The sequence below is a fragment of the Nissabacter archeti genome (genome assembly GCF_018257325.1).
In the GTDB taxonomy this organism is placed as follows: domain Bacteria; phylum Pseudomonadota; class Gammaproteobacteria; order Enterobacterales; family Enterobacteriaceae; genus Chimaeribacter; species Chimaeribacter arupi.
On the sequence record NZ_JAERKB010000007.1, the window covers coordinates 100211 to 112867 of the forward strand.

A 12657-nucleotide genomic window follows, 5' to 3' on the forward strand; every position below is an offset into this window, starting at 1 on the left:
ATCTCCTTTTCCGGAGATAATACCGGCCAGGAAAAAATAGCCGGGCTGGAGACCTTATTCCGCCTCACCCGGCCATGTCACAATAATAGTGGTATAACATCGGGCAGCCTGGCCATATTAAAGATGATATAGCGTACTCCAGTACGCAGGCCATAAAGATGTTGGCCTGCGTACTCTTTGTGTTTCCCGCCCCGCTTCTATTTCCCGACCCGCGCCTGCATCGCCGCCGGGTAACGCTCACCGACAATTTTTACCGTCTCAAGCGCCTGGGAAATCTGCCGCGTATCCTCCTGCGTCAGGGTGACGGCCGCCGCGCCCAGGTTCTCCTCCAGACGATGCAATTTGGTGGTGCCAGGGATCGGCACAATCCACGGTTTTTGCGCCAGCAGCCAGGCCAGTGCAATCTGTGCCGGGGTCACGCCTTTTTCAGCCGCCAGGCCGGTCAGCAATGCCACCAGCGCGTTATTGGCTTCACGCGCCTCCGCGGCAAAACGCGGCACTTTGCTGCGGAAATCATCGTCACCGAACGTTGTTCCGGCGTTAATCGCCCCGGTCAGAAAACCTTTCCCCAGCGGGCTGAACGGCACAAAGCCAATCCCCAGCTCTTCCAGCAGCGGTAAAATGGCCTGTTCCGGCTCACGCCACCACATGGAGTACTCACTTTGCAGCGCCGCCACCGGTTGCACGGCATGTGCCCGGCGGATGGTCTGCACGCCCGCTTCTGACAGGCCGAAGTGTTTGACCTTTCCTTCAGCAATCAGATCTTTGACGGTGCCCGCCACGTCTTCAATCGGCACCTCAGGATCGACCCGGTGCTGGTACAGCAAGTCGATGACGTCGGTTTTCAGCCGCTTCAGAGAGCCTTCCACTGCCTCGCGGATATGCGCCGGCCGGCTGTTTAAAATCTGCTGCTTGTTATCCTCACCAAAGGTGAACCCGAATTTAGTGGCGATCACCACCCGGTCGCGGAACGGCGCTAACGCCTCGCCCACCACCTCTTCATTCAGGTAAGGGCCGTAGACTTCGGCGGTATCAAAGAAGGTCACGCCCCGCTCAACGGCGGCGCGGATCAGTTCAATTGCCTGGCGGGTATCGGTGGCCGGGCCGTAGCCGTAGCTCAGCCCCATGCAGCCCAGCCCCAGGGCGGAGACTTCCAGGCCGGATTTTCCGAGATAACGTGTTTGCATTGTGGGTTCCTCACACTCTGTTGAAAGGGGGGGGTTATTACACATCGAGTTCGCGGCCGGTCAGCCACTCCACCATCGCCGGATCACGGTGGGAGAAGAAGGCGCTGGTGGCGGTGTCCAGCGCGGTGATGTGCATCATCTCGTTGTCACTGAGGGCAAAATCCAGAATATTGAAATTTTCTTCCATCCGCGCTTTGCGCACCGATTTCGCCAGCGACACAATCCCGCGCTGGTACAGCCAGCGCAGCACCACCTGCCCCACGCTTTTGCCGTGTTTCTCCCCGATGGCGGCCAGCAAAGGCTGCTGGAACAGTCCATTGCGCCCTTCGGCAAAGGGTGCCCATGCCTCCGGCTGGATGCCTTTGCTCATCATCCACGGCACGGCGTGAAGTTGCTGATGGAAAGGATTCACCTCAATTTGGTTCACGGCCGGGGCCACTTTATTGAACGCCATCAGGTCGGCCAGCCTGTCTGGATGGAAGTTACTGACGCCGATGGCACGGATTTTCCCGGCCTGCTGTAATTCTTCCATCGCCCGCCAGGCACCGTGCACGTCGCCGTAAGGCTGGTGGATCAGATAGAGATCGACATAGTCGAGCTGGAGCCGGTTCAGGGAGCGCTCAAACTGCGCTTTTGCACCTTCGTAATTTGTGTCCTGCAACCAGAGTTTGGTGGTGACAAACAGGTCACCCCGCGCGATGCCGCTCTGCCTGAGCGCGTTCCCGACCTGGGTTTCATTCTGGTAAGAGGCGGCGGTATCAATCAACCGGTAGCCGGTGTCAATCGCGTCGAGCACGGCGCGCTCGCATTGTGCGGCGTCCGTCATCTGGAAAACCCCAAAGCCCTGCAGGGGCATCTGAATCCCGTTATTCAGTGTGACTGTTTGCATGATGTTCTCCCTTCAGCGGTTGAGTAGGAAAAGCATAACGCAATGTGATTTATTCGATTAAATGGGGTAATTCGCTAGGGTTTATTAGATGTATTCATTAATTTAGGGGGAGAGCAGTCCGCTTTGTGCCAGAAGCGGACGTTCCCAACATCTGCACGCATAAATTCCTGGAAAACAGGCTTCCCTGCATAGCCATGCAGTGGCCAGAATTATCAGGAGCGTTTTCAGCGATGTGGGCAAGTTAAGAATTAGCTTGCTCTTCAAAAATCTTAAATCCATCTTCAATGGTTGGGATGATCTCTACCATCTCAAAATAAGGTTCCCATCCCAGCGGAGATAGATGGGTAAACCTTGCCGTTAAATAACGCCGTTAAAACGCATCACTTCGATAACGACTAATCCGGCGGCAAGAGCGCTAGTCGCAAACAGCAAGTAATCGCGCAGTCCTGCACGTTTTAATCGAGACGTCTTCTCTAATTCGCTGACCCGCGTTGCCATGCCTGTTGCGACGTTTTCCTGCAAGGTCAGCTTGTCCATCAGTAAGGCCAACTGTTGCTGGTACTGATCCGCCTGCTCTTCAAGGGCCAGAGCCAGCTTCCCTGACTGTTGCCATTGCTCCTGCTGCTGTCGCTCGAATTTTGGGACAACCTGCTTCAGGAGGGCAAGCTGTGTTGCGTGCTCATCCTGACTTGCCTGCAAACGTTGAAGCATCTCCTCCTGCTGCCAGCTCAATGACTGTAACCGGTTAATCTCCTCTTCATGTTCCTCGACACGCTGTGCCTGTTCCAGTTTGTCTTCCACCTGGGATTTCAGATGTTCAAGAATAGCCAGTGAGTTTTCACGGCTGCTGAGATCCAGCATCGTGTCGTTGTGTTTCAAGTCTCGAATCGTATTCATTAACGCCAAATGAAACTCTTTCAGCACGACATTTTTTTCTGACTGGATTTGTAATAAACACTCGATCACTTCCTGGGTGATATTCAGACTGCCACCCAGGCTTGCAATCATCGTCGCTAAGTCAGTGTCATTTCTCGAGGTGAGACTGCCACCCCAACGCTCCAAAAAACCCCGATTATTGAAGTCATCTGCCGCTTTTTGTATCCCTTCACTTCTCTCTTGTTCCTCTTTCAGCTTTTTGCCTAATTCGTGGAGATTTTTTTTGAAAATGGCGATGCTGGAGTCTTTGTTCTTCTCAACAATCGTGACAACCGTCATATTACTGCGCTCCCAGCTTTTTAATCTCTTCGGCAAGAGAGAAGCGAGTCAGTCTGATGACATCATTGTTCAGTTCTGCCGTATGCTCCCGGGTTTCACTCATCAGATTTACCGTGCTACCTGCATATTTTTGCAGCTCAGCCACCATACCCACACTGGTTTCATGGTTAGTAATCAACTGCTGGAAAGCCTCCCGTCCTTTTGCGGTATAGGCAGGTTCCGTTGAGAGTATCAGGCTGACGGCTTTAGGGACGATATCGGCTAAAAGGTAACTGCTCAGCCCAAATCCCATCGCGCACAGGGAGGCAGAAATATAAGGGGCAAAGGGAGCCAGTGGAGCAAAAAGAGCCACCATACCGGATTCAATCACCGGTTCTACCGCATCCCAGAACACCAGAGTCCCGCTGGTGATAATGACCTCAGAGACCTTATAGATGGTTTCTTCCCTGGTCATAGTTTTGCTCCCCTTCATCAGCGAGAGTGCCGCCATGCCCAGATCATAGATATTTTTTGCTAACTGATAAATTTTCCCGATTGCCTGAGACAGTGCATTTAACACGAACTCGAATAAACCTCTAAGCAGATTTAACGGGGCTTTTATCAGGCTAACGATAACCTGCCATATTTTATCAAAAAAGCGTTTTAGACGGATTTTCACCTGCGCTTTCTGGGTGATAAACAGATCAACAACTTCATCCTTCAATGCTTTAATCATCGTGGTACTGAGCGTTTCAAACGCATCCCACCCAACATTTTTTAATGCCTCTTTCCCTGCGCCAAAGGCTAGACCTCCCGCCTCGTTTGCCGCATCTTTCATTTTTTTTGCTTCGATATTAGAACGCGTACCCTGTTCTTTGCACAGCTCTTCTTTCTTATTTACCGGGGGTTTCTCATTTTTTAAAATGTTAGCCTCGACCGCTGCTGCCGTCTCTGCCGAATCCATGACCATAAATTTGACGGTGCAGCCCTCTTCAAACTCCGCCGTCATTTTGTATTTTGTGCCATTCTTTTCGGCGTTTTTATTTTCATTCAGATGTCCGGCATGCCACCGTTTCTGTAAATCCTTCGCATCGCCGATATACCGCACTTCACCGGCGCTGTCATAAACCACATAGACACCCGGGGAATTCGGCACATCTTTTAGGCCTTCCGGCACACCATTCTTGATCGTGAACTGGCCATCAAACTTCATGGTGGAAATAGAGGAAATGCCATGAGTGAAACTTTTGCTTATCATTTCCTTCCACTGAACACTCCGATTCGCCACGGCAAGCACACTCGCAGACGACGTGGCGTTAAGCGTATCATCCACCGTTGTACTAAGGTTGGGGGCCTTGGCATTCGGTTGAGAATTTCGTTTATTACGAAAACCGCCGATCAGTTTTCGTGCAACATTATCAACGGTTTTATCAACAATACTGTTCAGCAGGGGGTTAAGAGTATTGAGTTCCGGGTATTCCTGAACCATGGTAGGTGATGACATAATGGTGTGTCTCTCTGGCTGTGGTTGAAAGGCCTACTTCCCACTCGAAATGCAAAAAATAACGAAAGCACCGGAATGGCAGGCTCCGAGTGAACGTGTTCAGGTCCGTTACGGGTAATCAATCTGTTGATTTTATCTAGTTAGAGTTGATTCTACGTTGGAATCGTCAGCCATGCATCTATAGAAAGAGCCATTGAGTCATTGAAACGAAAAGGCACTGTTGCAAAGTTCGTGATGAGGTAGCCTTAATTCTTATTGGAAGAACTTACATCTCAAAGACTCTGCTCACCAGACGCATCTCGCCCAGAGGATGGCCGAAATAAAATGATTCGGCCTGGCCTTTGCGCAGTGCCCGCATCACTTCTATCTCCTTTATCGTGGCGTAGGCCGTCTTCATTGATTTAAACCCCAGCATGGCATTGATTATCCGTTTCAGCTTACCTTAGTCGCATTCAATGACGTTGTTCCGGTACTTAATCTGCCGGTGCTGCACATGCTGCAGACATCTACCCTCCTGCTTCAGCAATGCTAGTGCCCGCCCACACGTCGGGGCTTTATCCGTGTTGATCAACCGTGGAATTTGCCAGCGCTTCGTATTGTTCAGAAGTTTACCCATAAAACGATATGCGGCTTTGGTGTTACGATGTGAAGACAGGTAAAAGTCAATGGTGCAGCCCCTGCTGTCGACGGCGCGGTACAGATAAGCCCAGCGTTTGTTGACCTTCACGTAGGTTTCATCAAGATGCCATGAGCCAAAACCAGAAGGCTGACGCCAGTACCAGCGCAGCCGCTTTTCCATTTCAGGCGCATAACGCTGAACCCAGCGGTAAATAGTGGAGTGATCAACACTAACGCCGCGCTCAGCCAGCATCTCCTGCAGTTCACGATAGCTGATGCCATATTTGCAGTACCAGCGTACTGCCCAGAGGATGATATCTCGCTGAAAATGCCGACCTTTGAATGGGTTCATGTGCTGCTCCGTCAGCAAAAAGTTGACGATGAGTTTATCACTTTAGGATTTTTGCAACAGTGCCGAAAAAATGGGGTTTGGTCACGGACTGCTGCTCAGCCAGGAGTGGCTGGTTGAGGTTGGCTATCCGGCGCGTCCGGAAGCAGCTGAGAAGCTGGGGATCAGGACGCTGACCTTCCGTGAATGGGCGGAAATGCCTGCGACTGAGTTCCGCACCGGATGACTGTACAGTCATCAGAACTTCCTCACGGTCTGCATGGTCACATCCAGAATCTCTGACAGAGGTGTACGCCCCTGCTCTGCCGCCCAGGCGTCCATGGCCAAATCCAGACAGGCTATTCGCCGTGCTTTTTTCGGCCTGCTTGCGGCACAAATCGTGCCTTCTGTCTATGCCGGGCGCCTTCAGGAATGGGAGCTGCGGTCTGACTATACGGCTTACTGATACGGATCCGGGAGCCACTAGACGCTTAGTTATTCTCACCCCCCTAATGAGGCATTACAGGGATACGGATACTGCCTGTCACCCTACTTTCTGCCCCACTGTATGCCTGAATATAACGTCCGCTTTTCGCTCATAACGGACCTTGCCCTGCGCATGTCCGCTCTGTGCCAGAAGCGGACATTGTTATAAATGGCAGGGGATCAAACGCCAGAACGTTTATTTTATCTTACAGCACCTCAATCACCTCAAATTCTTCTGCGATCAGCTCCATATCGTCTGAAAAATGTCCTGTGCAGGTGAAAAACCTCTGATGCTCTTTCTGCCAGTATTCAAGGCTTAAATCGCCTTCACCTTCTTTACGTGCAAACGCCTCAGTAACATCACAAAAACGCACCAGTCGCATTGAAACCAGTCTGGTCACGCAGACCGGGACGTTCTGGCCATCAAGGATGATGTTATAGCTCCCAATCTTCGGGACAAACTCTTCCTGCTGGTAAGAGGTAAGAGATCCACAGGAGGCCGTTTTGATCCCTTTTTTAATCAGGTCAGCAAGCTTGCTGGCCAGTTCCGGACTGTCACCCATTTGCCAGGCATCTGCGCCTGGATACTTCACTTTTAATACCTCAACTGTAGCCATTAACAGCCCCTTTTAATCGTCGATGAAAAATGTCATACAGGGTTTTAGCATGAATTGTCCGGACATTAACAGTGATGCTTTCCCTCTGGTATTGTGGTCCGCTGTTCGCTGATAGCAGACCTTAACCATCAAGCCAGTCGTCATCCTCGACATGCTTAGTCCGAGTCAGAAAGCTTCTGCGCTATCCATCACTGAAATCTTCCGGTATCGCATAACCCATGTCTGAGACCAGGTTAATGTCTCTGTTTCTGTAGAACCTTTTACTGGGCGACCACGCATCTTGCCAATAAACTGCGTCGAATTCAGGCTCCTCTTTGACTTCAGACATTCAATGAAATGTGCCCGTTTGCTTTGTCTCAATCACGCACATTGTGGGAGTCTGAAAGTTCTTACCTGACTGGAAAGGATTAATACTTTTGGGATGTTTTTTCTTACAATGTTTGCTTAAAAGGGCTAAAAAAGTCAGGTGATCAATTGCATTCCAACATGATTGAATATCTAAATATTTTCATACAGGTTGTTGAGCAGGGTAGTTTCACAAAGGCCGCGGACATTCTTCAAATACATCGCCCAACTGTAAGCAAAGCGATACAAAAAATTGAAGACGATCTGGGTGTAAAACTCATTCATCGCACAACACGAAAGCTGAGTATTACAGCTGAAGGAGATGAATTCTATCATCATGCCAGACATGTTCTAGCCGACGTTAATGACATGATGGCCATTTTTTCACCTACTCTTCCACCACGAGGGCGCCTCAGGCTGGATGTTCCACTGGCGCTGGCTCATGCCATATTGATTCCAAATCTCAAAGATTTCCAGACACGGTACCCCGGCATTGAAGTCGTATTAGTTTCATCGGATAAAAAAAGTGATTTGATAACCGAAGGTGTAGATTGTCTTGTTCGGCTGGGTGCGCTTCATAATTCAAGTTTTATCTCCAGGCGCATTGGTGACATCAGGATGGTCACCTGTGCAGCTCCGTCTTATCTTCAACAGCACGGTCTGCCAGAGACACTGGCAGACCTGAAGCAACATCGGGCGGTTAACTTTTTTAGTGAACATAGTCGTGACGTTATGGAATGGAAGTTTATTGAGGACGGGAGCGTCGTGACATTGCACCCCGCCAGCAGCGTACTGGTAGATAACTCCGACATTCTGCTCTCCTGTGGTCTTGCCGGTCTGGGCATTATCCAGGCCACCTACGTTGCTCTTGCCCCTTATATAGCTTCAGGTGCTCTTGAAGAGGTTCTGACCCAATACCCTTCAGTATCAAAGCCCGTGGCAGTAATGTATCCGGACAGGCGTTACCTTTCTCCAAAAGTCCGGGTCTTTATTGACTGGTTTAGTGATGTTCTGTCCATGAAGCTCCACTGAGACAGCAGGATTGTTAATAAATAATTAAAACTGAAGTTCCACGGCTGCTATTTTTCGTGCATCCATAACAACGTAGATTGTTCTCAAACGATTCGGGCACGTCTTCAGCCTTAATACGGGGATGTGCCACTAACTGAAGAGATCTGAACATGTCTAAAGTTGTTACCTTTAACCGCACCGGCGGTCCGGAAGTACTGGAAGTTATTGATGTAGAGGTGCCCGCGCCAGCAGCGGGTGAAGTACAGATTCGTGTACATGCGGTTGGTCTTAACCGTGCAGAAATCATGTACCGTAACGGCCAGTATGTCATTGAGCCGGAATTCCCCGCACGTCTTGGTTATGAAGCGGCTGGCGTCGTGCAGGCTGTTGGCGAGAACGTTAAAGAATTTGCCAGTGGAGACATGGTGAGCGTGATTCCTTCATTCATGTTTAATGAATATGGCATGTACGGCGAACTGGTCAATGCACCGGTGCACGCTGTCGTAAAGCATCCTGAAAATCTTTCATTCGAGGAAGCTGCTGCAAGCTGGATGATGTATGTCACCGCCTATGGTGCGCTGGTTGAATATGGCAATCTTCAGGCCGGTCAGAACGTGGTGATCCGCGCAGCATCAAGCAGCGTTGGTCTGGCTGCCATACAGATAGCTAATATGCTGGGAGCAAAACCCATTGCGCTTACGCGTACCTCTGAAAAAAGCGAAATGCTCATGAAAGCCGGTGCCGCCAACGTCATTGCTACTGCGGAGCAGGATATGGTTGCTGAAATCAATCGTGCAACACATGGTGCGGGCGCTCATATTGTTTTTGATCCCGTCGGCGGCCCCGACGTGGCAAAACTGACTAAGGTGATGGCTCCGCAGGGCATGTTTTTCCAGTATGGCGCGCTCGACAGCCGTGACATGCTTGTGCCTGTATTTGATATTCTGGGTAAGCACCTGACTTTACGAGGATATGAGCTGTTTGAAATCACAATGAATCCTGAAAAAATGACTCGCGCAAAAGCTTTTGTCACTGAGGGCTTACGCTCAGGCAAACTGAAGCCGGTCATTGATAAAACGTTTCCGCTTGAAGAAATTGCTAACGCCCAGCGCTATATGGAAGCAAATGGTCAGGTAGGAAAAATTATCGTGGTTGTTGAATAATCTTAACCGCAACCTTTTAAACAATGAGTTTGGTGAAGCCTGGAAATCATCCGGGCTTTTATCATCCTTAATTTCGAACCAATAGTTCAATAACCGACCTGTTGTAAACCGTTATTATTTACTGCTTCATAAGCATATATACGTTTCTTGCTCATAGCGGACCTTACCTGAGGTCAGTCCGCTTTGTGCCAGGAGCGGACGTCGCCCGCTTCACTTTGTCTGCCGTAAAATTACCGCTGAAGTCAGTCAAAGTAAGGCCTTAAAATTTCTTCTGTCCAGTTCATAAAAGCCCTTACACGCCTGGATAAATTGCGCCGGTGCGCGACGACAAATGAGGCAGTGAGCGGCTGTGGGCGGAGATCGGGAAGCACCTCAACCAGGGCGCCGCGTTTAATATGTGGCAAGAGCGAGGAATACCCGCCCTGAATTAAGCCCAAACCCGCCAGCCCCGCATCATGATAAGCCGGCACGCTATTGACCCTTATTGCGCCCGGCAACATCAGCGACTGATAGCCCCCGGCTGCCGGATACTCCCATCCATCAGGCTTCGAGCCAAAATTTCGCATGTAGTGAACCATCCGGTGCCCCTGAGTGAGAAGATCATCGAGCGACGCCGGTACACCAAAGCGTTCAAAATAGGCCGGGCTTGCCGCATTGATCATGCGCAGATGCCCCAAAGGCCTGGCAATAAGCGTTTCATCCACAATGGGGCCCAGACGCACCACGCAGTCAAACCCTTCCAGCACCAAATCGACACGGCGGTCAGTACTTGAAAGCTCCAGCTCCAGTTCAGGGTGCGCGTCGAGTAACGCCGGCAGAGCCGGAATCACCACGCTCTGCGCCAACACAGCAGGCATATCCACACGCAGCCGCCCCCTCAAGGGCATACCGTCATCACTGAACATTGACCGGAGTTCTTCTGCTTCCGACAACAGATCACGCGCGCGCGAGTAAAAAGCCCGCCCATCTTCTGTCAGCTGCACGGTGCGTGTTGTCCGGTACAGAAGGGTTGCGCCGACATCATGTTCAAGCTCGCGGACCACCATTGAGGCTCGTCCTTTCTGGATGCCCAGGCTGTCGGCCGCCTGAGTAAAGCTCTTCATTTCTGCCACGCGCGCAAAAATGAGCAGTGCATCGAGATTCTTCATTGTTCATTCTCAGGGTAACAGTGTGTCATTTTTTGGGTGGTTTATGCAGATAGTAGTACTTAATAGACTGCTTTTACACCGCGTATCCCGCATAACATTCACTGAAGGCTATCAACATGTCTCATTCCCTGAAAATCATTAACGCCGTGGTTATCTATCACTCTGGCTACGGGCATACGGAACGGATGGCTGCCGCCGTGGCTGAAGGCGCCGGTGCCACGCTGATCGCTATCAACGCCGAAGGAAATATTGCTGAGGAGGGTTGGGCAAAACTCAGCGGGGCAGATGTCATTCTGTTCGGGTCACCCACCTATATGGGCGGGCCCAGCTGGCAGTTCAAAAAGTTTGCCGATGCCTCGTCAAAACCCTGGTTTGAGGGGAAGTGGGTGAACAAAATTTTCGGCGGCTTTACCAATAGCGCCAGCATCAATGGCGACAAGCTGAATACCCTGGCCTATTTCTTTCTGCTCGCCGGTCAGCACGGCGGTATCTGGGTCAACATGGACATCAAATCCTCGAATACCAAAGCGTCATTGCGTGATGACCTTAACCGGATGGGCTCCAATATCGGCCCAATGGCACAAACCCCCGCTGACGCCTCGCCCGAAGAGATGTCTTCCGGTGACCTCGAAACGGCGCGCCGTTATGGCGCCCGTGTCGCAAATATCGCCGCGCGGTTTCACCCCGTCAACGCATAACCCATGAAATAAAACAGGTCTAATCCATTGAAATATAATCAACTTGGCCGAACAGGCCTGTTCGTCTCTGAATTGTGTCTCGGCACCATGACCCTGGGCGGCAACGCAGATGCGGGCAGGTGGTCCGCCATCGGCGCGGTAGCCCAGGACGCAGCGAACCAGCTCATCGCGCAGGCATTGTCGGGCGGCATCAACTTTATTGATACGGCTGATATTTACTCTTTCGGCCAGTCTGAGCGCATCACGGGGGCAGCACTCAAAACGCTTGGCGTGACACGCAGCGACATCATCCTCGCCACCAAAACCGGCGGGGTGATGGGCCCCGGCCCTAACGATAAGGGGGCGTCACGCGGGCATATTATGGATTCAGTGCAGCGGAGCCTGGAGCGATTGCAGGTCGATTATATTGATCTGTTTCAGATACACGCGAGCGATCCGGTGACGCCCCTTGAGGAAACACTGCGCGCGCTTGACGATCTCACCCGGCAGGGACTGGTCCGGTATGTTGGCGTATCGAACTGGGCCGCCGGCAAGCTGGGAAAATCGCTTGGTCTGAGTGAAGCGCTTCACGTTACACGGTTCGAGACGCTTCAGGCGTATTACTCCATTGCCGGGCGCGACGTAGAAAGGGAGTTAGTCCCGCTGGTGCGCGAAGAGAAGATGGGGCTCCTTGTCTGGTCGCCTCTCGCGGGCGGCTTACTTTCCGGGAAATTTGGCCCCGGTGCCTCAGCGGAAAGTGATGCCCGCCGTAGTCAATTCGATTTCCCGCCCGTCGATCGCGATCTGGCCTGGCGATGCGTCGCCGAAATGCGCGACATTGCCGGCAAACACGCGGTATCGGTAAGCAGGATCGCCCTCGCATGGCTACTCGCCAGGCCCGGTGTGACCAGCGTCATTATTGGCGTGAAGCGGAGCGACCAGCTTACGGAGAATCTCGGGGCGACAGACGTTGTCCTGACCACGGAAGAGCTGGCACATCTTGATGCGATAAGCGCACTGTCACCGCACTATCCGGGATGGATGATCGAACATCAGGATGCGGAACGCTATCCGCGACCTTTTCCCTCAACGGCACAGCATGCAACCCAACGTCTTTAAACTCTCCGGCGTAAGCGCGCGCCTGTTTATGTGTTTATGCGGGTCTACACTCCCCTTGATGAAGGATAAAAAGAGATGAATAAAGGTTATTTAATCGCTCATGTGACGGTCTCAGATCCTGTTGCCTATGCTGACTATGCCCGGGCCGCCGGGGAAGCCATGCAGGCTTTTAATCCAAAAATCATTGCCTGGTCCGGTCAGTATGAAAACCTTGAGGGAGAATCTCATGAACGACATGTCATTTTTGAATTTGCTTCTTTTGCCGAGGCCAAACGTTTTTATGAGAGTCCTGACTATCAGGCAGCCAGATTAATCCGGGCAGGCGCGGCGACCGGCACCTTTGTGTTGGTTGAAGGGGCCAACCTTTAACA

11 protein-coding genes and 1 pseudogene are annotated in these 12657 nt (G+C 51.5%); 5 read left to right on the top strand and 7 right to left on the bottom strand.

Going from position 1 to position 12657, the window contains the following annotated elements:
• Positions 1-197: 197 nt before the first annotated feature.
• The 6 genes and pseudogenes from JK232_RS10810 to JK232_RS10835 form a co-directional block, all read right to left on the bottom strand.
• Entirely contained in the window at positions 198-1187 is a 990-nt protein-coding gene (locus tag JK232_RS10810) for an aldo/keto reductase (protein ID WP_212589169.1), read from the bottom strand.
• A gap of 37 nt (positions 1188-1224) precedes the next feature.
• The gene (locus JK232_RS10815) at positions 1225-2076 is read right to left on the bottom strand and encodes an aldo/keto reductase (RefSeq protein WP_212589170.1); all 852 of its coding nucleotides are present in this window, start codon (positions 2074-2076) and stop codon (positions 1225-1227) included.
• A gap of 357 nt (positions 2077-2433) precedes the next feature.
• Positions 2434-3291 carry a hypothetical protein gene (locus JK232_RS10820; protein WP_212589171.1) on the bottom strand — a complete coding sequence of 286 codons (858 nt, stop codon included), beginning with the start codon at positions 3289-3291 and terminating at the stop codon, positions 2434-2436.
• 1 nt (position 3292) lies between these two features.
• Positions 3293-4774: a GIY-YIG nuclease family protein gene (locus tag JK232_RS10825; RefSeq protein WP_212589172.1), complete on the bottom strand. Its 1482-nt coding sequence runs from the start codon at positions 4772-4774 to the stop codon at positions 3293-3295.
• Between the two features lie 265 nt (positions 4775-5039).
• Positions 5040-5744, bottom strand: a pseudogene (locus JK232_RS10830) (IS6 family transposase).
• Between the two features lie 668 nt (positions 5745-6412).
• Complete coding sequence (locus tag JK232_RS10835; RefSeq protein WP_072929258.1) at positions 6413-6823, bottom strand: ASCH domain-containing protein; 411 nt, start codon at positions 6821-6823, stop codon at positions 6413-6415.
• A gap of 486 nt (positions 6824-7309) precedes the next feature.
• On the opposite strand from JK232_RS10835, the gene JK232_RS10840 reads away from it, so the two are divergent.
• Complete coding sequence (locus JK232_RS10840) at positions 7310-8200, top strand: LysR family transcriptional regulator (RefSeq protein ID WP_101829447.1); 891 nt, start codon at positions 7310-7312, stop codon at positions 8198-8200.
• A 149-nt stretch (positions 8201-8349) separates the two neighbouring features.
• Entirely contained in the window at positions 8350-9342 is a 993-nt protein-coding gene (locus JK232_RS10845; protein WP_101829446.1) for a zinc-dependent alcohol dehydrogenase family protein, read from the top strand.
• 242 nt (positions 9343-9584) lie between these two features.
• On the opposite strand, the gene JK232_RS10850 is transcribed toward JK232_RS10845, so the two are convergent.
• Positions 9585-10490 carry a LysR family transcriptional regulator gene (locus tag JK232_RS10850; RefSeq protein WP_101854530.1) on the bottom strand — a complete coding sequence of 302 codons (906 nt, stop codon included), beginning with the start codon at positions 10488-10490 and terminating at the stop codon, positions 9585-9587.
• Between the two features lie 116 nt (positions 10491-10606).
• On the opposite strand from JK232_RS10850, the gene JK232_RS10855 reads away from it, so the two are divergent.
• The 3 genes from JK232_RS10855 to JK232_RS10865 all read left to right on the top strand — a co-directional run bounded on the left by JK232_RS10855 (position 10607) and on the right by JK232_RS10865 (position 12655).
• Positions 10607-11188: a flavodoxin family protein gene (locus JK232_RS10855; protein ID WP_101854531.1), complete on the top strand. Its 582-nt coding sequence runs from the start codon at positions 10607-10609 to the stop codon at positions 11186-11188.
• 27 nt (positions 11189-11215) lie between these two features.
• Positions 11216-12286, top strand: coding sequence for an aldo/keto reductase (locus JK232_RS10860; protein WP_101828170.1), 1071 nt, complete (start codon positions 11216-11218; stop codon positions 12284-12286).
• 75 nt (positions 12287-12361) lie between these two features.
• Positions 12362-12655, top strand: a complete 294-nt coding sequence (locus JK232_RS10865) for a DUF1330 domain-containing protein (protein WP_072929266.1) — start codon at positions 12362-12364, stop codon at positions 12653-12655.
• Positions 12656-12657 lie beyond the last annotated feature (2 nt).